This window comes from Paenibacillus lentus, assembly GCF_042714055.1.
Taxonomy (GTDB): Bacteria; Bacillota; Bacilli; order Paenibacillales; family Paenibacillaceae; genus Fontibacillus; species Fontibacillus lentus_A.
Genome location: NZ_JBHGVC010000004.1, coordinates 606,067 through 629,554, shown reverse-complemented (window position 1 = coordinate 629,554; position 23,488 = coordinate 606,067). Strand labels below are relative to the sequence as shown.

At 37.2% G+C, this 23,488-nt stretch carries 16 protein-coding genes and 2 pseudogenes; 2 read left to right on the top strand and 16 right to left on the bottom strand.

Annotation, left to right across the window (positions count from 1 at the left end; genetic code table 11):
* Positions 1-7: 7 nt before the first annotated feature.
* From ACE3MQ_RS12640 to ACE3MQ_RS12585, 12 genes are all read right to left on the bottom strand, one after another.
* Positions 8-1,018 carry a glycosyltransferase family 2 protein gene (locus ACE3MQ_RS12640; RefSeq protein WP_379393011.1) on the bottom strand — a complete coding sequence of 337 codons (1,011 nt, stop codon included), beginning with the start codon at positions 1,016-1,018 and terminating at the stop codon, positions 8-10.
* Positions 1,019-1,056: 38 nt separating this feature from the next.
* Positions 1,057-1,992, bottom strand: a complete 936-nt coding sequence (locus ACE3MQ_RS12635; RefSeq protein ID WP_379393009.1) for a lysylphosphatidylglycerol synthase domain-containing protein — start codon at positions 1,990-1,992, stop codon at positions 1,057-1,059.
* 4 nt (positions 1,993-1,996) lie between these two features.
* A complete protein-coding gene (locus ACE3MQ_RS12630; protein ID WP_379393007.1) occupies positions 1,997-3,070 on the bottom strand; it encodes a Coenzyme F420 hydrogenase/dehydrogenase, beta subunit C-terminal domain in 1,074 nt (357 codons plus the stop codon).
* Between the two features lie 8 nt (positions 3,071-3,078).
* Positions 3,079-4,314 (bottom strand): polysaccharide pyruvyl transferase family protein, encoded by a 1,236-nt coding sequence (locus ACE3MQ_RS12625; protein WP_379393005.1) that lies wholly within the window; start codon positions 4,312-4,314, stop codon positions 3,079-3,081.
* 98 nt (positions 4,315-4,412) lie between these two features.
* Complete coding sequence (locus tag ACE3MQ_RS12620) at positions 4,413-6,590, bottom strand: hypothetical protein (RefSeq protein ID WP_379393003.1); 2,178 nt, start codon at positions 6,588-6,590, stop codon at positions 4,413-4,415.
* A gap of 31 nt (positions 6,591-6,621) precedes the next feature.
* Positions 6,622-9,144 carry a glycosyltransferase gene (locus tag ACE3MQ_RS12615; RefSeq protein WP_379393001.1) on the bottom strand — a complete coding sequence of 841 codons (2,523 nt, stop codon included), beginning with the start codon at positions 9,142-9,144 and terminating at the stop codon, positions 6,622-6,624.
* Between the two features lie 2 nt (positions 9,145-9,146).
* Positions 9,147-10,415 (bottom strand): FkbM family methyltransferase, encoded by a 1,269-nt coding sequence (locus ACE3MQ_RS12610; RefSeq protein ID WP_379392999.1) that lies wholly within the window; start codon positions 10,413-10,415, stop codon positions 9,147-9,149.
* 40 nt (positions 10,416-10,455) lie between these two features.
* Positions 10,456-11,730, bottom strand: a complete 1,275-nt coding sequence (locus ACE3MQ_RS12605; RefSeq protein WP_379392997.1) for an ABC transporter ATP-binding protein — start codon at positions 11,728-11,730, stop codon at positions 10,456-10,458.
* Position 11,731: 1 nt separating this feature from the next.
* On the bottom strand, positions 11,732-12,508 hold the full coding sequence (locus tag ACE3MQ_RS12600) for an ABC transporter permease (RefSeq protein ID WP_379392995.1): 777 nt from the start codon (positions 12,506-12,508) through the stop codon (positions 11,732-11,734).
* A gap of 137 nt (positions 12,509-12,645) precedes the next feature.
* Entirely contained in the window at positions 12,646-13,611 is a 966-nt protein-coding gene (gene gmd / locus ACE3MQ_RS12595) for a GDP-mannose 4,6-dehydratase (protein ID WP_379392993.1), read from the bottom strand.
* Between the two features lie 51 nt (positions 13,612-13,662).
* On the bottom strand, positions 13,663-14,739 hold the full coding sequence (locus ACE3MQ_RS12590; RefSeq protein ID WP_379392991.1) for a mannose-1-phosphate guanylyltransferase: 1,077 nt from the start codon (positions 14,737-14,739) through the stop codon (positions 13,663-13,665).
* Position 14,740: 1 nt separating this feature from the next.
* Positions 14,741-16,030 (bottom strand): glycosyltransferase family 4 protein, encoded by a 1,290-nt coding sequence (locus ACE3MQ_RS12585; RefSeq protein ID WP_379393103.1) that lies wholly within the window; start codon positions 16,028-16,030, stop codon positions 14,741-14,743.
* A gap of 98 nt (positions 16,031-16,128) precedes the next feature.
* Here ACE3MQ_RS12585 and ACE3MQ_RS12580 point away from each other — a divergent pair, with 98 nt between their 5' ends.
* On the top strand, positions 16,129-18,585 hold the full coding sequence (locus tag ACE3MQ_RS12580) for an O-antigen ligase family protein (protein WP_379392989.1): 2,457 nt from the start codon (positions 16,129-16,131) through the stop codon (positions 18,583-18,585).
* A 25-nt stretch (positions 18,586-18,610) separates the two neighbouring features.
* Here the strand turns inward: ACE3MQ_RS12580 and galU are convergent, their stop codons facing one another.
* Together galU and ACE3MQ_RS12570 are read right to left on the bottom strand one after the other, a co-directional pair.
* Entirely contained in the window at positions 18,611-19,504 is an 894-nt protein-coding gene (galU, locus tag ACE3MQ_RS12575) for a UTP--glucose-1-phosphate uridylyltransferase GalU (RefSeq protein WP_379392987.1), read from the bottom strand.
* Positions 19,505-19,774: 270 nt separating this feature from the next.
* Complete coding sequence (locus tag ACE3MQ_RS12570; protein WP_379392985.1) at positions 19,775-19,969, bottom strand: hypothetical protein; 195 nt, start codon at positions 19,967-19,969, stop codon at positions 19,775-19,777.
* A 308-nt stretch (positions 19,970-20,277) separates the two neighbouring features.
* On the opposite strand from ACE3MQ_RS12570, the gene ACE3MQ_RS12565 reads away from it, so the two are divergent.
* A complete protein-coding gene (locus tag ACE3MQ_RS12565; RefSeq protein ID WP_379392983.1) occupies positions 20,278-20,922 on the top strand; it encodes a hypothetical protein in 645 nt (214 codons plus the stop codon).
* 44 nt (positions 20,923-20,966) lie between these two features.
* Here ACE3MQ_RS12565 and ACE3MQ_RS12560 read toward each other — a convergent pair.
* Both ACE3MQ_RS12560 and ACE3MQ_RS12555 read right to left on the bottom strand, forming a co-directional pair.
* A pseudogene (locus ACE3MQ_RS12560) lies at positions 20,967-22,017 on the bottom strand (IS4 family transposase); the annotation flags it as partial.
* Positions 22,018-22,113: 96 nt separating this feature from the next.
* Positions 22,114-23,301 (bottom strand): annotated as a pseudogene (locus ACE3MQ_RS12555) (transposase).
* Positions 23,302-23,488 lie beyond the last annotated feature (187 nt).

Here is a 23,488-nt window from a genome sequence, read left to right as displayed (position 1 = left end):
CACCACTTTATGAGGTTTGTTTGTTATTGTTCTTAGTTATTTCTGTATTCGCTTCATAGTTTCCGCCCATTTCGAACGGTTGAGTTAATTCAATCTTTCTAACTTTGTAGAGAGTTTCTTCAAGTAGTTTACGGTTATTAGATATGAGGTCTGCAATAAGTCCCAATGTGCCGAGCTGAAATCCTACAATCATCATTACCGCGGCTAATATAAGAGATTGAATATGTCCATTTCCGTTGCCGATCATATAAAAATACATAAATCTTAATCCAATTAATAAACCGATACATACAGAAATAGAACCGCCAATAACAAAAACCTTCATTGGCCTATACATTGTGTAAATTCGCACAATTGTTTTTGCAGATCGTTTCATATAACTCGTTATATTCTTAAACAACCTGGATTCTCTTAATTTTCCATTCGTCCCGATTTCCACATGACCTACAGCAAGTTTCTTATGACCAGCTTGAATAATTGTTTCTAATGTATATGTAAACTCAGACACAACATTTAAACGGAGTGCAGCATCACGAGAATAAGCACGAAAACCACTCGTTGTATCAGGTACATCTGTTTGAGATAATTTTCGAACCACACTACTACCGAACCGCTGAAAAAATTTTTTTGTTGGTGAAAAATGTGAAATATTATCCGTTTTTCTATCTCCAATAATCATATCATAATTCCCATTAAGTATGGGCTCAATTAATTTAGGAATATCAGATCCCTTGTACTGATTATCTGCATCCGTATTTACAATAATATCTGCACCTAACTTTAGAGATGCATCAATTCCTGCTTTAAAGGCTTCTGCTAAGCCTTTGTTTTTTGAGAATCGAACAATATGATCGACTCCGAGCATTTTAGCTACTTTAATTGTCTTATCTGTACTTCCATCGTCAATAATCAAGATTTCCACCTTGCTGATACCTTTTATTTTTTTGGGAATGTCTTTAATAGTAATCGGTAAAGTAGATTCTTCATTAAGACATGGGATTTGAATGATTAGTTTCACTTTATCCCCTCTTTTCTTCAGATATGGCCTAGTTTGACTTATTGGATTCTTCTTGTTATTTTTCTCTTCAATAACACCCCTATAAGGAAGGCAGAACCAATCAATATTACGTCACCTATAATCACCCATAAGCGTGAACCCACCGAGATAATCAATGATTCAGTTGATGAAAATTGATTTTGTAATAAAAATAGCAAAACTCCTTCGCGTACACCTATACCAGAGGGAGCAAAAAAGCTTATTAACCCCACCATACTTGAAAACGCGAAACTTCCTGTTAAATTAAAATACATTGAAAAAGCTATTTCCAAATCAATCATGCTATCTATAAGCATCACAAAACCCAATCCCATTATGAACCAACTGATGCAATATAAGAGTAATATTTTAATCATTGTTAAAAAAGATGTTTTAATGACTATAGGGTTCCGTTTTAATTTCATAAGTATAAAATTAAGTATACTCTGAAATATTTTAGGATGAACAACTAAAACTAATAAGATAACGACAAAAAAAACATAAACTAGGTTTATATTTTCAAATATAGATATATCCATCATTGGTAGAGAAATAATCAATACCACAGCAGAAGCTATTAAAGATAGAACCGTTTCAAGAAGAAAACAATAAGTAATTTTACTCTTACTAATACCTTTTTTCTGATAGTGATAGACTCTTCCACCTAAATAAAACACTTTACCAGGAATATATCTTCCTAACTGTGAATTGATCCAATATAGTAGTGCAGTTGAGTAACGGATAGAGCAATCATTTTTAACAGTTATATACTGCCAAATAAGAGACTGTGTAAATTTAAATAGAAAATATAGAAATAATGATACGCATATTAACATCCAATTCACTGAGATATCGAGTGAATTAATTTCATTGAAATTTTTATAAATTAACAAAAACAAGAAAGCAACTGCAAAAATAACAAAACTTGTTTTTATAGTTTTAAGAATCGAACTCACCTTCTTAACGGCTCAACAATAAGCGAATGAAAGCGTGATAAGAATACATTATTTTTTTGGGGACTTTATATATTATTCTTCTCATTTTTTTATTCTCACTCAACTTAACATTAAGACTAATAAATATACTTACAATATAATGATGAAAAGCTGATTTATCAGGAGTATCCACCTTTAAATTTATACCAAACAAATTAGCGACCACTTTTCTAGCTTTAGCTGCATAAAACTTATAGGTAATTGGACGACGTTGAGAATACAAAACCTTCTTATAATCAAATAAACTAGCTTTTAAAAAACCATCATTTATCATATTCTGAACAATTCGATTAGCTTTATTATTTTTAGCTATAAATAAATTATGTTTGATTGGATTAACCTTCATTTCCTTTAACCAAGCATCTCCAATACTAAAGTCAGCATCATAGCCAAAATGATTTTTACATACACTACACCGAGGTAACATATCAAAGTACATATTCTTGTACATTCCAAAATTTTTCAAATACGAAAATTCAATTTCGGTTCCGTCATTTTTTACTATTTTGGATTGACCTCTCCAGTGTCCTTGTCTAAAATAAAATTTTTTTATATCAGAACTGTTTACTTTTTTATTATTAATAACTTCATGTACCATACTTGTTTTTGGAACTCCACTACAAAATAAGGATAACTTGAATTTAATTTTATCTTTTAATTCTGGATGCTTGCTCTCAAGACCTGAGAGAATCTCAAAGTGGCAAGGTAATCCCACCATAGCAATTTGACCCTTAAAATCTAAAATAGCCCGCAAATTCTTAGTATAATTAAAATCCATATAAATACTTTGTCTGCTATCTAAAATCTCTTGTCTAGTTGTAGCTATGAAACAATCGGCTGTAATTCTCTCATTTCTAACTTCTGATTTGCTTACCAATACGCCATCAACATAGCCTTTTTCTAATAAATATATCGAAATTGCAGAAGTAACTCCTCCAGAACCTGCTCCATTCCTAATTAAATTTTCACTTGCATATCCTAAATAAGTCTCTTCAAATTGCCCAATATATTTTTCTGGATTATCGTAATTTAGTGGCATAGCACACCTCACTGTACTCTTAATATATCTTTAATAATCTCTATATTGTTATAAGAACTCCCCTTCACCTGAGGTAGATTCTTTTGAATTTTCTTTATAATATCTTCATGATCTATTTCTATACGGTTAAACTCTTTGACCAAATCTTCAAAGTTTAAATTTTTATAATCTGAAGCATACTTAGACAAATCAAACATATCTAAAACTTCTTTATATTTATGACTCCACCCAACAAGCAGAACGGGGACTGATTCATGTAACCCCCCAATCATAGCATGAAATCTAGATGCAACTAGTATATTTGAAAGACCAATCATCTCTCTTATTTCCTCTGGAGTAAATTCTTTCGAATAATATCTACATTTAGCTTTATTAGATACATGATCATATACATCTTGACAAACAATTAAATCATTATTTTTTTTACCATGTTTCCCTTCTCGTGCAGCATTTGAGATTATTAAAACACCATACTTTTTTTCCTCAATAAGATAGTCAATAAATTTTGCTAGAATTCCAATATAATCAATACCAACTTTGGAACAGTATTTCTCAACAACCGAACTTATTGACACGCTAACAATAGGCTTTGAATAAAATTCATCAGATCTAATCAAATTATCAATTGCCATCTTAGCTCGATCAGAATCCTTCATAGAAAAGGCTCCATCTGCACATAATTTTATATTATTAAGACCAATACTCTTCAAGTGTCCCATCGTCACTTCTCCTCTTGCACAAATTTGAGTAACTTTGGGTAGAACTATCTTAGCTAGCGTTCTATTCCAGAAACGATCAAATGGTCCCATAGCTTGAGAGAATTTAACAACCTCTTTACCTAAAAGAACGGGAATAGCTATGCACATAAAATTATAAGTGTTCATCACTATTCCCCTTGAGTCAACAAAACTAATCCCCGCTGCATCTACCGTCAAATCAGTTTCATAAAATCCCACTAACAACTTGTTTTTCAACAATAATTTTCGCAATGGTTTTATCCAACTTACTAAGTAATATAAAAGTGCAAGAGGAAACGTAATAAAAATAACCTCTTCCGGTTTAGCCGAAATTATTCGCACATTTTGATGAGGATTTTGTTTCCTATCCTCTTTGGGGTAAACTGATAAAACGTTAAAAAATTCTACGTCACTTTTAAGATTTAAAATGATACTTTGTAGCATTGCTGCTGCACCCTTATTGCCTGAAAATGTAGCAGCTAAAATAGTTACCTTTTTAGTTTTCAACTCAGAATCCTCCTAAGTAAGTTAACGATTAATGCCAAATCTATTTATCTTATTTTTTAATTTTATTACCAGAATTAGATTTAAGTCTTAAAAAGTTATTAATACTCTTCTGAAAAAAGAGAGACTTGTTTCACTTGTAAATTAACACCGGAATTAGTGAAGATTCGAAACTCAATATTTTTTTTCGTTTCTTCTATTTCAACTGGCAATTTAACGGTTAATAAGTGATCATCATTAATCGAACTTCTACTAAATGGTTGTTTTATTAGAGTCCTATCACCACTAACAATATCTATATATCCCAATTCTTCTTGGGAACTGCTAAGTAACTCCAGATCAAAATTAACAAAATATTTACCTTCCTCAAGCCTCATGTAAGGACCATATAACAAAAAATTGGCTGTTCCATCTGATTCTATATATTTATAAGTTACTCCATCTGTATATATTTTTCCATTTAGTGTGTTAAACAGAGACAATGGTAATTCTATTTCTCCACTTTGATTTGGGATATTATCTTCAGCGCCCCACAAAAAGTATGAGCCTATTGCATACTTTAATGAGTATTCACTTTTATTGGGAAATGAAAGAGGATTAGGGTTGCTAGTTATAACATACCTATCGCCAGTTAACTTACTTAATTGATCGTTATTTACACAAATTAATGGCTTCTCACCAAGAAGAAACTGAAACAAATCTTTTGAACTGTTAATGTCAAAGGTATCTTCTAATAAGAAATAAACAGATTTATTATTTCCCCCATGTTGATTTTTAATGTATTTAACAATATTATTTGATTTTACAAAAGACTGATGAACAGGAATCACTCCATCAATCAACACTTTTTTTCCCATAAATATGAACAAAAAGCAAATCACGCTTAAAACTGCATAGGTCAACATTTTCGTTTTATTTTTTAAAATAAAACTCCCCCAGAGTACAAATGCACCAACAATAGTAATAATAGATAGTGTAAATATTTTATAACTACCCTCAGAAAAAAAGTTCCAAGTTCCAACGGAGGTTACAGGATTAATTGCTGTACTCCCAAGGCTAATAATTGCCTGCTTTGTTATCATTCCGCTAATGATTATTACTATTGAACTTAATATAAGAGGAACTAACATACGCTTAGTATTTTCAAACAAACTAATAATTCCTATTAATATTAATGGGCCTAGGATCATTTCTACATAACGCCCATACACTATATGATCCAAACGATTAGGATTATTCATAGAAATTACACTAATTAATAAGGTTGCTAAAAAAGAAAGCGCTAAAAAAAAATGTACTGATTTATTATTACAGACTAATTCCCTAAAACTTATATCTTTATTCAGTCTTCTACAACAAATTGGCTTAAGGATACCAATAATTAAATAAATCATTCCGATATAACACATTAAATAAGAAGAAGCACCAATATAGAATAATTGGCCACTCAACGTAGAAAATGTTTTATAAAGTCCATTTAACGTGAATAAACTCTCTATTTTACTGACTTGACTAGAATAATCATTTTTGGTAGATGTAAAAGAATTTAGCCATACATTCGAGACAATTTCTCTCTTTATAAATATATGTAGAGTAAAAAAACTCACAATAGATATACTAAACACAGAAGCCTGTTTCCAAGTTAAATGCTTACTGAATTTCATGATTAAAATTACAATTATTCCTGCAACTAAAACACCTAACGCTCGCTGATGTATAGTATATGCATAGACTAACAAAAAACCAATTAATAAAAATTTCCATATTGAAGTGTTTTTATTAATGTCCAGGAAGCACCACACAATCATCCAACACATAAAAATCAGCAGACTCTCGCTCCACGCGACATTCGCAAATACAATATACGATGAATACAAAGATACACAAATGGATACAAACAATAGAAGGATTTTGTCAGTCTTCGAAAACAACCTTTTTGCAATATTAAACGAGATTATTGGAATTAAGCTCAGTAAAACGGAGTTTATAACCAATGCCGCTCGATATCTTATAATCGGATCATCAAATATCCAAAATAATGGAGTCAATAGGACAGAGTATCCATATGAATAATAAGCAATATGTGATGTGGCACTTGACCAATCCAATCCTGCAAAATATGCAGCAATACTCCAATATCCAAATTCATCGTCTAATACAAAAGGAAGATAAAAATCATTAATTCTCCAAACATGAATGGTGAATATTACAAAAAAAATCATTAAAAGTGCTATACGTTCTTTTTTTAGAAAAATGTTACTAGTTATACCAAGAGACATTAAATCTGTCTTCCTCTCTCATTGTTTTCTGTTAGTTTTTTATAAGGTATGCAAGAGTAAGAGACAGCTTATACAATTCATCTTTATTATAATCCCTCAAAATGTCTGAAAGATTTTTAATTACTGTCTCAGAAATAGTATTATTAACACTTTTTAGAATATAGTCTCTGTATTGTTTACTAATACTAGTAAGGTTTAAGTTTTCCTTAGCATATTTCCTTGCATTTTCACTAATACTCGAGAATAATCTTGGATTATCTATCAATTGACTCAAATTTACAAAAATATCCTGAACCTCTTGATACTCAGAGAGTCCTTCGGCACATCTTAACTTAATACAACAATCATCAGGCAATTCTGAGAAGCTCCCTAAATCACTAACTAACGAACATTTCCCCTTTCCTAAAATCCTCATCAAACTTGCCGATGTCTCCCCGTTATAGGGATATCGCAAATTTATACAAATGTCTGAAGCATCAATATAGTCTTCAAAAACTGACAATTCAGTAAAACCTGTAACTACAACTTTATCCTCTAAGTCATTATTAATAATTAAATCTTCGAGTTCCTGAGTAATACTTGGAGATGGCTTGCCGACTAAATATAATCGCACATTTTCATATTTTTTTTGCAACAAATTAAAAGCTTTTATTATCGGAACTATTCTTTTTGTCTCGTGAATATGACCAAATGCTGAAATTACAATTGCATCATTCGGTATATTAAGATCAGCTCTAAGATTGGAGTTATTCTTTATTTCTTCACTCTTAGAATACAATAATATTTTCTTTACAGTTCTCCCAATATTCTTTTCCAATAGTAACCGTTTTGCATAATCACTATGCACAATGATTTTTTTAGCATAGTTAGTCACAGCACCATTTGTTGGAAGATCAAACTCTTTAATATTAGTTCTTCCTTTTTTAAGATCATCAATATAACTATCGATAATCTCTGAGCCGTAATCTTCATACAAAAATTCCTTATAAACATTCAATTCCCCTTGCTTAGTGGATTCAAGATGTAATAATCCATGTAAATTATAGTCATGGAGAACAATAGTACCGGGATATTCTCTAATATACTTAAGCATGTAAGAATGATACTGACTATTCCCAACCTGATATATAATATCTAAATAATCTTCAGATTTTTCTAAAAATAAAGGATGCTTCAATACATTAATGTTTTCCATAAGACTGCAATTAGCGTCATAACTATTATCAATATATACATCTATGTCAAAATAACTAGACAATTCATTTAAAATATCCACGCTATAATCTGAGATTCCAGACTCCAATGGAGGTAGTGGAGTAAAGAAAGCAATCTTATTACGAATCACTTCGGACTTATTACCAGTTACTTTATCTATTTGTATTAGTGATTTGAATGCCTCGAGGGTATTAATTGCAACTTTTTCCCACGTGAATTTTTCCACTTTGTCAAAACCTTTTCTAACCAGTTCATCGAGATCATCTTTCTCTAATAGCTCAATTAATCCTCTAGTAATGTCAGAAATATCAAAAGGATTAACCAAGATAGCAGCACCTTGTGCTATTTCACCTAAACTTGAATTATTTGATGTAAGAACGGGTGTACCGCATGCCATTGCTTCAATAACAGGAAGTCCAAACCCCTCATATTTTGATGGAAAAGCAAATGCGTACGCAAGATTATACAATTTAATAAGATGATCATGAGGTACAAAATTGGTTAATACCACTCTATCCGCTATTTTATGTTTTCTTGCCAAATCTTTATAATGAGATTCAGAATGCTTACTTAACTTGCACGCAACAACTAGTTGATACTTCTCTATCATATACTTTGGTAATTTTGCAAAAGCTATAATTAACTCCCCAATATTTTTACGTTCGTCATCGCCACCCGTACAAAGTATGAAAGCGTCGTCTATCTCGTAAGCGTCTTTCACTTCCTGATATTCAGAAGGAGAATATTCTTTCTCCTCAAATGACTCATCAACTCCAGCAAAAATAACATCAATTTTTGACTCATTCACTTTTAATTGATTAATGACATCATGTTTCACACTTTCTGAAATAGCTAACATTTTATCAACTTGGATTACATTATTGAGATTATACATATATTCTTTATATGTTACTTTCTCTGAAAGATACTTCTCTTTAAATAAATAAGGAATAATATCGTATACCGTCGCAACTACTGTAGTACCTTTAAGCCAATCTAATTGATAACGAATACTTCCATCAAATGGGGATGTTATATAAAAAACATCAATTTTATTATCTATAATGAACTTTTTAATAATTTCCCCAACAATATAACCATACTTAGAGTCCTTTGCCAGAAAATCATTTATTCCAAGATTAAAGTAATGTTCACTTACATTACCATCGTAATCAAGAAGATCTCTTAACTGAATTTCTTCGTAGAAATTTAATAGAAAGTACTTATTTTCTTTATCAATCTCAAATAACTTTTTTAATTGGTTAGTAGTATAATTGCCTATTCCTCTATTTTTCGATCCAGGTCCTAAAATAGCCAGAGTATCTATCGCAACATTCATTCTTAAAAATTCCTTTCCTCTAAATACTTTCTATCAATAAAGATAGAATTAATTCCAGTATATGCATATTCATCATAGTCCTTAGACTCTAGCCATTGTTTAATCTTTTCATTTTTAGTCCGATAAGACAACTTAGTATCATACTCTATCATCTCTGTTACAATTAATAAGGGTCTGTATTTGTTGAAATCTATGGACTCTAGAATCTCCATTTCTTTCCCCTCTATATCTATAGACAATATTGTAGGACCTTTAGCGAAATAAGTATCTAGTATCTCAGGTAATGTAATTGTTCTCACAATCGTTTTTCCCGTTATTTCCAATTCGCTATTAACGTTACAGTAATTTTGAGCCATGTTATAATCTGACGTACTTAACCCATCACCATTAAATAAGTAAAAGTCCACATTTTTACCACTTATGACGTCAATACAATTATTTAAAATAATATCCCTATGTCGGTAAAACTTAAGCTCAGGTATGAGCTCTGGATTCGCCTCAACGATTACCCCTTTTGCACCCATGCTATAAAAATAATAGGTGTTACTCATTTCCCGAGCATGATTAGCTCCTAAATCTATATAATCCACTTTATCAGGTGAAATTCCCAACCCCCGTATTATATAGGCTAATATACTGTCTTCACCCGATTGAGAATAGGATTTTTTCAAATAAAAATTGGATTCACTCGTATTTACTGAAGTGGAATCAATACTTTCAAGTAATTCCATACTCTTAGCAACTGCCACGAGCTTTTCGGCATGCAAATCGAGCAACGCTTGATTTGCTTCCAGTTTCGCTTCTAATCGTTCAATTACTTGAAGATGTTGAATTCTCATCTGATTTAGTTGGGACTCATAATTTTCTTGCAATTCGAACATTTTCATTTTTTGTTGTTGAATATTCTCTGAAAAGTCACTATTAAGCCCACTCACTAATTCAGTTAATTTCCCTATAGAAGGGGTTACTGCATTGTTAAAATTAGTTTGTTGAATAGCGATTGGGTCAATATACCACTTCAATAATTTTCTTATTACTTTTTTGCCGAATACAATCGTAGAACCTAAAATCTTTCTATGTGAACTTATATACCTATAGGCATAATTTTCTCGTGTATTATTCATAACATTAATATGATGGCTTATCTCCCTATAGTAATCCTCGCTTTTCATAGGCTCTGGATTATCATATGAGAGATAATTATCATTAGTTAACTTGTTAAAAATCACCTCATGTTCAATATTCCTAAATTTATGTTCCATAGCGCTCATCCTTCCCGCCTTTATCTAAAAACAGTCCGCTAAATTATTATCAAAGTATCCATCTATGATCTATAGAAATAACACCAACCGCTTTTTCATTAGAAATTATATTAAAGTCCATATAATATTTAATAAAATCTAATGCCCTGTGTTCTGAATCAACAATCGCAACATTTAATTTATATTTACCAGTTAACAAACTGCATTTTGGAATATAAAAACGAACAGTTCCTGATTTTTTTAAATTTTCTATTTTCAATTTATCTATTTCTGTATTACATCCGTATATCAAAGTTCCGTTCAAAGTATAGAAGCCCATACCAAATATACATTCTTTTTGTTGACTATTTACCTTATAATCTATCTCGATCGTCATGGATTCGCTGGCTAATATAATATCTGTACTTTTACCGTTCCCATTAATAATCCTAGCCTCAGTTATTTCTACTTCTTTAGAACCCCATCGATTATCATCAGAAAAATTCTGCTGTACTTTTTGTTGCGTATTGCTATTATTCACAGTAGTTTCTTCAGGAACGACTATCTGAATATCCTGAGCAAATTCACTTTCCCGCTGTTCAACAAATTTCTTATTCATATGCTGCTGATACAAATTCACAACCCGATCGGGCTCACCTTGCTCTATAATCTTGCCTTTGTCTAGCCATACGACTCTATCACATATTTTCTCAACTGTTCCCAGATCATGTGTAACAATAACTATGGTCGCCCCGCTATTTTTAAAACTTTCAATCTTATCAAAACATTTTTTTTGGAAATTAGCGTCCCCCACGGAAAGAATTTCATCGATCAACAAGATTTCAGGGTTTACATTAATGGCTACCGAAAATGCTAATCTCATATACATACCAGATGAATAAGTACGGACTGGATTATCAATGAACTCCCCTAACTCAGAAAATTGAATAATTTCATCCAATTTTTCATCGATTTCTTTGCGGGATAATCCAAAAATAGAGGCATTTGTATATATATTTTCACGTCCCGTAAAGTCAGGATGAAACCCAGCTCCCAGTTCTATAAGACTGGAGATTCTCCCATTAACCTTAATTTCTCCTTTATCGGGATAAAGAATTTTCGTTATAAGTTTTAGCAGTGTACTTTTCCCGCAACCGTTGTGCCCTATTAACGCTAAGGTTTCTCCTTTTTTTATTTCAAGATTTACTCCATTAACAGCATTAAACATGCTATAGTCGTTACTTCTTAGTTTCAATAATTTTTCTTTTAAAGTTAGTGGTTTATCATGGTATATTTTAAAAGCTTTGCTTACATTTTCAATTGATATTGCATATTGATCCTTCATGCTAAAGTTCCTCCGCAAAGGTCTTTTCAAATTTACGGAACACATATACTCCAAGAGTTAGAATAACAAGCCCTACTGCCAATGCATAGGATAAGGCTAGCCAGTCTGGAGATTGACCGTATAACAAAGTATCTCTAAACCCATTAATAATGGGTACCATTGGATTGTAACTAATAATATCCGCTATATGAGCTGGAAATATATCAATACTAAAAACAATAGGAGTTAAATAGAACCAAACCATAATAACAATTCCAACAATATGTTCTAAATCTCTAAATTTAACGTATAGAGCTGATAATAGTAGGGAGAGTCCCAATGTGAAGATAAAAGCCACAAATAATACAATAGGAAGCCAAAGTACATTGAAAGTTAAATTAACACCTGTTAGTAACAAGGCAGGGAATACAATGATTAGACCATATATATAATTCATTAGGTTAGTGCACACTACAGAAAGTGGGAGAATCGCTCTAGGAAAGTAGATTTTCTTAACTAGATTAGCCCCTGCAACAATACTGCTGGTAGAGCCCTGCAGAGATGATGAGAAGAAAATCCAAGGCAACAAAGCTACAAACAAAAACATCGGATAATTTTCCTGATTAAACCTAAGAAGGTACGGAAATACAATTGAATAAATTATCAGCTGAAGAAGCGGATTAATAAATGTCCAAAGAAATCCAAGAAAAGAACCTTTGTATCGAGAACGCAAATCTTTACGTACAATGCTTATCAGCATCTGTCTGTAATTGTATATTTCTTTAAATTCTTTAATCATCTCTGTTACTACCACCTAAGCTAACTTATTGATATAATGACTGATTTTAAAATGGATTAAGCAAGTTACAAAGTAACTTATCACTTTGTAACTTGCTTTCTGCGTGTGCATCTCCCTAATATTCTTAGGTTAAGTATTTATTTCTTCAAATTAAGAGCTAGATCACTGTCCACCATCATTTTCACTAACTCTTCAAAACCTACCTCAAGCTTCCATCCCAGTTTTTCTTTGGCATTAGAGCAGTCTCCAAGGAGCAGATCCACTTCGGCCGGACGGACAAATTTAGGATCAATTACAACATAATCCTTCCAGTTTAGACCTACATGGCTAAACGCAATTTCCACCAGTTCTTCAACAGTATGTGTTTCGCCAGTCGAAATAACGAAGTCTTCTGGTTTATCCTGTTGCAGCATCAGCCACATTGCTTTGACGTAGTCACCTGCAAAGCCCCAGTCACGTTTGGCATCCAGATTGCCCATTCTTAATTCCTTTTGCTTTCCTAGTTTAATTTTCGCTACCGCATCGGTTACTTTGCGGGTTACAAACTCAATGCCTCGACGAGGAGATTCGTGATTAAACAAAATACCCGAACAAGCATATAAATCATAACTCTCACGATAATTCACCGTAATCCAATGCCCGTAAACCTTGGCGACCCCATAAGGACTGCGTGGATAAAATGGAGTTGTCTCTTTTTGTGGTGTCTCCACCACTTTACCAAACATTTCGCTGCTTGAAGCTTGATAAAACTTAGCCTCGGGTTTCTTAGATCTCACTGCCTCCAATAAATTGGTTACACCAATGCCTGTAATCTGGCCAGTTAATGATGGTTGATCCCAAGAAGTTCCAACAAAAGACTGGGCTGCCAAATTGTAAACCTCATCTGGATTTGAAGCTAGAACAGCATTAACAAGAGAACCATGATCCAGCAGGTCTCCTTCAATAAACTCTATCTCGTTTTTAATGTGTTCGATATTTTCCATCATTGGCGTACTTGTTCTACGGCGAAGACCATATACTTTGTAACCCTTTTCTAGCAGAAGTTCTGCCAAGTACGAACCGTCTTGTCCCGTTATTCCTGTAATCAATGCACTTTTATTCATGGTATTAATCTCCTTTAATCCTTAATTAAATGACTTTACTTTATTTTATGTTTATAAGTATTGTTCCAACTTCTGCATTCTCAGCTCTTTAAGCAGCAGTTTGACTTCTTGAGCCTTATCCTTACTACAAATTAGAGTTACATCCTCAGTATCAACAATAATTAGATCCTCAATTCCCAGTGTTGCTATAAGCTTTCCATTGCTCTCAATAATGCATCTTTTTGTATCCAAATTTAAAATATTTCCTTTAATTACATTACCATTTTCATCAAGGTCATTAATTCGTTCAAGCGCTGTCCAACTGCCAACATCATCCCATCCGAATATGCACGGAATTACAAAGATGTCATTCACTTTTTCCATTATACCGTAGTCAATTGATTGATCAGGCATCTTTATAAACTCTGTCCGAATAATATCGTCGACGTTTGTTTGACCAAAAGCAGCACGGATCGTTTCAAGTATATCATGCATTTCCGGCATCAACTGCCTAATATAACGACGTATGACTTCAGTTCTCCAAACGAAAATCCCACTATTCCAATAATAGTTTCCTGCTTCCATATAGGACTCGGCAGTTGCAAGGTCTGGCTTTTCAACAAACTTACTTACTTTGAACACTTCAAGCTCGTTTACCATATCCTTATGATCGGTGCTTTCAATATAACCATACCCAGTTTCTGGATAAGTAGGCCGGATCCCTAAAGTCACTAAACTTATATTATCCTGTGCCACTTCCGCTGCAGTCTTCAGAATTTGTATAAAACCCTCTTCATTTTCTATGATATGGTCAGATGGTAATACAACCATTGTACTATCCGGGAATTTCTCTTCAATCAAAATCGAAGCTAGCCCTATGCAAGGAGCAGTATTTCTTCCAACAGGCTCAATAATAATATTATCATAAGGTAAATGTGGAATTTGAGCTTTAATTAACTCGGCATAAAGTTCATTCGTGACAATAAAAATCTGACTGATATCTATTAATTTTTCAAGGCGGGCAATGGACTGCTGAATCATCGACTTATTCCCTGAAATATTAAGGAATTGCTTTGGCAAGTTCGTTCTACTTTTGGGCCAAAAGCGTTCTCCTTTTCCTCCAGCCATAATTACACAGGTAATTGTCATATTATCCTCCAAATTTCCATAAATAAATATAGTCAAGACGTTTCTGGATTAACTTACCGACGGCTTCTGGCGAATAGTGTTCCAGAATATGCTTTTGTCCTGCGAGGGCAATGGATTGATAAAAATCTTTATCACTTACTAACCTCTTCATGTATCTCGCTGCGTTATCAATATCAGGATTAGCCCAATATTGATATCCTTTATAAGGGCCATAATCCTCACCTAGTGAAATTAGCGTATAGTCGACCAAACAGGAGTTTCCACTATCCATAAAATCTATATTAGACGACCAATTCGTACCTATCACAGGTTTTCCTAAATACATTGCCTCTGCTAAACCAAGCCCAAATCCTTCACTACGATGCAGAGATACAAAACAATCCGTTATCGATAATAATGAATTAATATCATTTCGACTAATCGTATGTTTAATTAAATAAATGTTCTGATAATCTTCTATAAGGGAATCTAGTAATTCTAACTCGGCCTGACCACTTTTAAAGCTATTTACTTTAAGCACCAGACCAACACGTAGATCATCTGGTGCAAACGCTGATTTGAAGGCTTCTATAGAAGCACGTGGATTTTTTCGCTCTTTGTAGCTTTTCACATCATACATAGATAGAAACAAAAAAGCATTCTCGGGTAAATAATAATACTCTCTATTTCTAGGTTCCTCTATATCAACTTTGATCGAATGGGGTATCTTCACTACTGGGACTGGACTTTTCAATGCTATCGAATCAGCCACAAAAGTGGAAGGCACCCACACCTCATCCACTAGATTAAAATTATCTATCCACTCATCAGGAAAGTCTGGTAATTCCCAATGCCAATAACCTATATTATACCTTTCTTGAAAGAGAGAATTGCCGTAGTGAGCATAAACTTCCGTCATCTGCTCAGCATTAATATGAAACAAATTAACGCTATGTAGTGGATTTTCCACTTCTTTATGGCTCCATGTCAAATCTAGCATCCTGGCAGCATTAGTACCTATGAAATTAAGAATTCCAAATGGAATCTCAGCAACGTATAAATTTCTTGCCGCAATCCTGCATGATTCCCCAATACCCATCTCAGCTCTTGAATAACCTATCAAATTAACACCTTTAGATAAGTTGGTCTTAGGTTGGTTTCTATATGTTTTCTCAATGGGGAATGCCTTTCTAAGAAGCACTTTTTTTGCTTTTTGTCTTAACTCTTGAGGTAACAAACGCACAATTAATGGTTTAAAGACAACTGCAATCTTATATGTGATTTGATAAAGAACACTTTTAATTTTCAACACCACCGAAATTGTATATCAACGATAAATGTATATTTGGCTCCAACTCTACCATTATGCTAAAATAATTGACGTATCTACAAGCAAAGGAGATTGTAACCTTGTCGAATCCAGTATACGGGAAAAAAGCCTCAGCGTCGAGAAATGGGGACAAATTGTCGATTGCTGCATGGCTGTTAAAGATTGGTATTGTTTTTTTGATGATCTGGGCTCCCTTTCAAGCCGGCTTGTTCAATGGTCTATTATTGCAATTTGAGAAGCCAATTTATTGGTCGGTCATCATCGGCAGCTTTCTGCTGCTGATCTGGTTAGTCGCTTACTACAAAAATATTAAACTCGAGGATCAGCGAGATTGGACGGCCGCCTTCGTACTGCTGCTGCCGATCACGTACCTGCTCTCGATCATATCTGCAGCATCGCATTATTTTGCTATGAATATGGTGCTCATTCAGTGTATCTACGCCATTATGTTTATTATAGGCTTATATTTGCTGCAAAATAAACAGGCTAATCGGTTCGTGGAGACAACGACGATTACTGCAGCCTACCTAATTGTACTGTTCGGGCTGCTAAACTGGCTCGGTCAGGGGAAAACCGCATCCGCACTGGTCGGCTGGTTTTCTGGAACAGTAATCGACGGGTATTACAACCAGGCGGTATGGATTGACGCAAACGGCCCGCGGCTAGCCTCGGTATTCCAATATCCGAATACATACGCCGCATTCCTGATGGCTTTCTTCTTTGTCGCGGTGTTCGCTATTACACGCTCCAAGAAATGGTATGAGCAAGCCATCCATGCTTTCATGCTTGTGCCGATGGCGCTTTCCATCCTGCTGACTCTGTCACGTGGTGGCTTAGTTTTCCTGCCAGTCGTGTTTATCGTATTACTGCTATTCCTAAAGCCTGCGAAGCAAATTCTATGGATCCTATACTGCTTAATTGCCGGGGTTGGGACGCTGCTAATCGCCAAGCCCGTCACGGATTTGGGGCAGCAATTCCACAAAGGTCTCATTAATGATCCAGCCAAAGGCTGGGGATACGTACTCATCGTATCTGTAATCGTTTCTGCTCTTGCCTGGGTCATTCAGCGCTTCTTGGCTCCTAAGCTCGAGGAGCGGCTAAGCGGCCTATCTCAGCGGAAGCTATCCAATTTATGGCTGCCTATCAGCTCTGTCGTAGCTGTTGTTATTTTAGCAGCGGTCTTTCTTGGAACGAACGCCAAGCATTTATTGCCAGGCAACATCGGCGAGCGTCTGGAAAACATTAACTTCCAGCAGCACAGTGTGCTTGAACGCTTAACCTTCTATAAGGATGCCCTTAAAGTTATGAAGGACTATCCTATTATCGGGGCTGGCGGCGGAGCCTGGGCTTCCCTGTATGAAAAATATCAGAACAACCCTTATCTCAGCCGACAAGCTCACAGCTTTGTCATGCAATATTTAGTTGAGGTTGGTATTCTGGGATTTGTAGTGTTCTTGGCCTTCATCCTGTTTATTTTCTATAAATATATCAAAGGTTATATTCGTTCATCCGAGGAACAGCGCGAATCCTATTTCATTTACTTCATTCTCGTTTTCTCGTTGTTGATTCACAGTATGATGGACTTCAATATGAGCTATGTTTACATCGGCATCATCGTTTTCGTTGGACTGGCTGGAATGGCTGCGGCTATGGATAACCAACCCGTGAAGCGGCTAGCCCTAAAGCCTTCTACAGCACGCGGGCTTTATAGTGTAGTAGCGGTAGTAGCGTCTCTCGTCCTGATCTTTACTTCTATTCGCTATATTCAAGCTAATGATGAAGTGACAAAGGGCAAATACCTAATGAGCACAAGTTCAGACTTCCAGGAGATCAAATCGCCGCTGGATCGTGCGCTTAAGAAGCGCGCCAACCAGCCAGACGCTGTATTGAACCTGCATGTACTCTTGAAAGCGGGGTATGAGCAGACGCAGGACGAATCTTTCTACAATGAAAACTACAGCTTGCTAACGAAGGCTTTAAAGAAGGAACCTTTTAATAAAAATATCTACAACCAGCTCATTGCACTACACCAGTTAAAAGGGGAAACAGAACAGGTATACGCTATACTTAGGGACAACGCCGACAAATATGCTTGGGATATGAATTGGTACGATCAACTGATCTATCAATCCTATGAGCTTGGTTATCAGGCACTTGGCCAAGCAAATATGGCTGAGAAAGAACAATACTTTAAAACCGGATTAGATGCGTATGCGCATGTTGCCGCTGGGGTCGAGCATTTGAAAAGCCTGCCTCCAGGACAGTTCCAAGGTGGCGAATTCTACATTACACCGCAGATGTCTTTAAGCGCTGGTAAAATGCAATTTATGATGAATCAGCCCGATCAGGCAGCTGCCATCTTAAAAAATGGCCTGACTGAAGATTTGAATGATCCAACCGTGCGGGAAATTGCCCGCTGGTATCTGGCTGCTTTGCAAAAGAGCGGTTCAAGCGATCAAGCGGTTTACGATAATCTAATCCAAATCGATCCTGCTGAGAAAGACTCCATTGATCAGCTCGTAATGCTGCAGTTCTAAATACAACATAAAAACGGCTTCTCGGTTAACGAGAGGCCGTTTTTTTACGTTCGTTTCTATCTACTATCTGTGCCATATAATCCAGCAGCTGGTCTCTTAATTCCTCGTTCTGCAAAGCATAATGTATCGTCGTTTCAATAAATCCGAGCTTCTCGCCTACATCATGACGGGTTCCCTCGAAATTGTAAGCGATAATCCGTTCATACTCTTTGAGCCTTGAAATCGCATCCGTCAACTGGATTTCGCCGCCAACGCCGATACGCTGTTCCTCCAATATACTAAAGATTGCCGGAGTTAAAATATATCTGCCCATAATAGCCAGGTTAGACGGCGATTTATCGGTATCGGGCTTTTCTACCAACTGATTGGCAATGTAAACACGATCCCCAATCTCCGTTCCATCCACGATGCCGTACCTCGAAACTTCACTCCATGGGATCGACTGCACGCCAACGATCGATGACTTCTGTTCATTATACACTTCAATCATTTGTCTCAGACATGGCTTCTCTGATTCGACAATATCATCCCCGAGCAGCACGGCAAAAGGCTCGTCCCCTATAAACTTTCTCGCGCACCAAATCGCGTGCCCCAGACCCTTCGGCTCTTTCTGCCGAATATAATGGATGTCTGCCATCTCCGAAGACTTTCGAACCTCCTCTAAGAGCTTCCACTTGCCTTTTTCATGGAGATTAAATTCCAGCTCAAAGGAATGATCAAAGTGATCCTCAATCGCCCGCTTGCCCTTCCCAGTTACAATGATGATGTCCTCGATTCCTGAGGCGACTGCTTCCTCTACAATATACTGAATCGTCGGCTTGTCCACGATCGGCAGCATTTCTTTAGGCATCGCTTTCGTCGCTGGCAAAAACCGCGTTCCTAATCCTGCTGCAGGTATAATCGCTTTCCGAATTTTCATCTCATTACGTCCCCTTCTAAGTATCAGACCTGAAATAATATATGCCTATTATACACAAAAAAGGGACATGAACACGATCTATTACACGATCCACCAAACAACTTGTGGATTTTATGTAATTATTTTGATTGAGGTAGTTCCCATTTAAAATGGTACCCTCCTCCCCATTAAAAAAGGCGATCCCCCGAATCATATCCGGAAAACCGCCAATTCCTGAATTGTACTGCATCCTGCTGCTCCCCGACCCTTGTTAAAAGAGCCTGGCTGCGTCTACTGACTCCAAATTTTGCGTATAGAGAAGCGCCCAGACTGCTCCTGGCTAGGATGGTGTCTGCCTGGCTCCGGCGTGTGGAGAAATCGATCCGTACCATACTCGAGCTTGCGATACTCCAATTCCCCGCCAAGCTCCAGCTTCTCATGTACACGAGTAACCACGGCCTGCATTTCCAAGAACCCCTCGAACATGAAATTCATCCTCCTTCAAATGAATGAACAACACGAACGTATATCATATTGGTTACGCTTACATTATACCATGGATAGACTTTCCTCGACGGTGAAACCTTTATCTTTCTAGGCTCTTTACAGACTGTGTTCACTAAAAGTTTGAAAATTCGTGGGTAGGCGATGTTTAAGCATCAAGCATTTTTTATAAGAATAGGTTGTTAAAAACCTCCCAAAATTACCTTTATCTTATGAGAGGGGTAATTGCTAGGCATGCCCTCTGCTTGTCCTCTCTTTTTCCTAAAATATAACGAAAAGAGGTAATATTCATGGAAGAGTATGCAAAAGTTCTGCGTTGGTCAAAGGATGAGGCCGTATATGGGCTAAAAACTACCATTCAGCTTCCGAAAAGTGCGATCTTCGAAAAGAATGTCGGCTTCATTAACTTCTATTTAGGGGTATATGGCGCGAGTGTCCATTACGAGTGCGGCCTGTCCACTAAACCTGCCGAAGCAGCTAACGATAATTGGCACTGGTTCTGGAATACCGGATTCGCCAACGATGGAGGGCCCTACATGATAAAAAGCGGTGCAACGATTCCTATTGAATTATCCATGAATTGTGATAACAATCTGGACTTTAAAGTGGGCGGTGAGGTTGTAAAAACTTTCATTGCCGAAGCTGAGCCCTTTGGAGCTTTAACCAATGCCAGGCTCGTCGTCGCGGCTTGCGATCAAAAATTCGAATCCATTCCCGATCCTCTTCCCGAATGGACGACACGTCATGATGCCGTAACATGCGACTGCTTGAGCTTTAGAGACAGCTGCGGTACATGGGTAACGATGTCTTCATTGAATTCTAATCCACCGACTTCAACAATTTTTTGGCCGACTGGTCACAAGCATTCTGGAACGCCCGCTGATTATACGACAACCCTATCTGTGGGCAGGATAATCGCTTCGCTTAAAGATTGAGGACAGTTTTTAGGCTATTCTTCTATATATTTGATATTTTTAACTCAACTTTCGCAGCTTGAAATCGGCAAATAAGCCTTGATGTAACTGGGCAAAGCGGCAATCCATTGTTGGAGTTGCGTTTGGATGTGAGTTGTGATTTTCTTGCTCGCTTTCTTCGCCACCTCTTCAAGGATTTCAATGAGTTGCTTGAGAGCAACCGCCCAATCGAGTTGACTGACTTCATCACAAAGTAGATGAAATAAGCCTCCGAGGGTACGGTTATCGGTACTTTGTCGATGCTGCCATGCCAGGAGGATGTAACGGGAGAAGACAATTGTCGTGTGACTGACTAGCAGATCATAAGAACGGCCCTGGAACTCTTTTTGCAGACGCAGTAACAATTTGGCACACTTGAAGAATACCTCGATATCCCAACGGATTCCGTAGATTCGGATGATTTCTTCTTCGGACAGCGTCAGATCGGTGCACAGAATGGCAAGCCATTCTTTCTTGTTTGACCGGTGGCGCACAAAAACGATGGTAACGGGTATTCCCGGTGATAGCTTCGTATGGATGGAACGCAAAATCCCTTTGTTCGTTCCTTGAACGGGGACAGCTTGGTAGTACAGCTCTTGAAGGGTCAAGCGACGGCGGCCCAACAGATACCGTTTCTTATCGGCTTTGACCATACCGATAACACCCATACCGCGATCGAGCATCGATTGGATGAGCGGAGCGTGCGTAAACCAACTGTCCATCAACACGTAAGAAGCCCGCACACCAATGGAAATCGCACGATCGATCATGGAGGGAATGACTTCGGGAGCAGGCAGCAAAGCCTCGATCCGCCGCTTGTAGCCGGAGGTTCGTTTATCGATCCCCTCCAGGATGCCGTTTACTTGCGACCGGAGCGAAGCGAGCAAAGAGAAGTCGACCGGAATAAACATCCGACCAGCCCAGTGTGAGCATGCGGAATCCCTTGTAGTAGCAGCCGGTTGCATGATCCTTAAACCGGGATAGCAGTTCGACCACCTTACTCCGATTACGCTCAAACATGGAATCATCGACGACAAATACGGACTCGCGACTCTCGCCGGTGAGTGGCTGAACCTTGACAAAGTCCAGGGCCTAGTAGAACGGGATTATTAGCTTAACCGACTTGAATCGCAAAAAAGGGCAGACCTGCAGAATTTTTGCTGTATCAAAAATTTAAGCGGCGGTTTCCTGACGGGCCACCGCTAACGCAGAGGCCAGTAATACGATCGCGTTTAGGTACTGGTGAGTGGTCACCTTTTGAATGCCCCAGACGTGCATGGCATCCGCGGTCAGATAAGTTTTCAACCGGGAGTTACATCGTTCAACACTTGTTCTTTCGTTATAAAGCTCCTTCCAGCGTTTCGTGTCCCGATGTGGACTCGAGTAGCGTCGTAAATCGCTTTTCGTATCGACTTTAACGACCATTCCATAGTTGGATGCCGAGCATGAAGCCATGCCGAGCGAACAGTCGATCTTACCTGTGGCATGGGGACAGCGAAATTTCAAGTAATCACCATCGGCTCCCCAGTAGGTCATAGGCAAACCCATCGAGCAGCAGGGTGTACCACTGGATGTCATACCCGCAGGAGGTTCCTTTTCATTGCGCAGGTTCATCGGAATAATCGCCTGGGCTTTTACGTTTCGCGCTGCATCGTAGTTTTTCAGTTGGTCATATCCTGCATCAAGAATAAAGAACTTCACTTTCGTTCCCGCTGCTACTTGTCCTATGAGTGACGGAGCCATATCGCCGTCGTTGACATGAGCTGGTGTGACGGAGAGCTCCATCGGTAGCTCGCTTGCAGTGTCAACTGCAAGATGAAGCTTGTAGCCGAACCACTTGACCTTGTTGCCAAACGAGTCGAACTTCGCGCCCCAGTTGACATTGCCAGTCCGCTCGCTTTTCCGTTTTGGCTGCTTCATCTCATAGGCATGAATTGCTGCACTATCGATCGCAACATGACTTCCGTCGATGATTCCTTCCTTCTTACATTGGAGGACGAAATCTTCAAACAGGCGTTTAGCCAACCCCTTGCTGGTTAATTCAGCAAACACGCGGCTTAATGTCGCGATAGAAGGAGCTTCACGATCCAGCCGAAGTCCACATTGATAACGAAAGCGAAGATCGACATCCAAACGACGATGTAGACCCGTAAATGTATTGATATTCTCGAGCGGTGCAGCAAGCAGCGCTCGAGGAATCCCTTGCCTACAATGCCCGTCAGCACCTCGGGCTGAATAACTTCTCAATTACTTAGCATAGGGTCGTAAGTCTAGGGGACTGAAAAAGATAGGCAAACATTCCTTAGATTCAAGTTTTTGTAGCTCATCAAAGGAAAATAGACTTTCTTGTAGAATATACAAAGTGACTTCCCTCCCTTGGGTTTTCTGGTTTGGTCACTTGAAAACTTCTCCAAGTCGGGGTGAAGTCCCTTTTTTGTGCTCAAAAACCTTTGTTCATCAGGGCTTAGATTAATGCAAAATGCTCATTTACAAATATAATTTATGCTATTAATGCATGATACAAAAAGCTTGGGTCTGTTTTTAAAGT

What these genes read in the sequence shown, in the direction of transcription:
- ACE3MQ_RS12600 (WP_379392995.1), bottom strand. Translation starts at nt 12,508, where the DNA reads ATGATTAAAGAATTTAAAGAAATATACAATTACAGACAGATGCTGATA.
- galU (WP_379392987.1), bottom strand. Translation starts at nt 19,504, where the DNA reads ATGAAAATTCGGAAAGCGATTATACCTGCAGCAGGATTAGGAACGCGG.
- ACE3MQ_RS12610 (WP_379392999.1), bottom strand. Translation starts at nt 10,415, where the DNA reads ATGAGCGCTATGGAACATAAATTTAGGAATATTGAACATGAGGTGATT.
- ACE3MQ_RS12630 (WP_379393007.1), bottom strand. Translation starts at nt 3,070, where the DNA reads ATGCCACTAAATTACGATAATCCAGAAAAATATATTGGGCAATTTGAA.
- ACE3MQ_RS12565 (WP_379392983.1), top strand. Translation starts at nt 20,278, where the DNA reads ATGGAAGAGTATGCAAAAGTTCTGCGTTGGTCAAAGGATGAGGCCGTA.
- ACE3MQ_RS12620 (WP_379393003.1), bottom strand. Translation starts at nt 6,590, where the DNA reads ATGTCTCTTGGTATAACTAGTAACATTTTTCTAAAAAAAGAACGTATA.
- ACE3MQ_RS12615 (WP_379393001.1), bottom strand. Translation starts at nt 9,144, where the DNA reads ATGAATGTTGCGATAGATACTCTGGCTATTTTAGGACCTGGATCGAAA.
- gmd (WP_379392993.1), bottom strand. Translation starts at nt 13,611, where the DNA reads ATGAATAAAAGTGCATTGATTACAGGAATAACGGGACAAGACGGTTCG.
- ACE3MQ_RS12570 (WP_379392985.1), bottom strand. Translation starts at nt 19,969, where the DNA reads ATGTTCGAGGGGTTCTTGGAAATGCAGGCCGTGGTTACTCGTGTACAT.
- ACE3MQ_RS12590 (WP_379392991.1), bottom strand. Translation starts at nt 14,739, where the DNA reads ATGACAATTACCTGTGTAATTATGGCTGGAGGAAAAGGAGAACGCTTT.
- ACE3MQ_RS12605 (WP_379392997.1), bottom strand. Translation starts at nt 11,730, where the DNA reads ATGAAGGATCAATATGCAATATCAATTGAAAATGTAAGCAAAGCTTTT.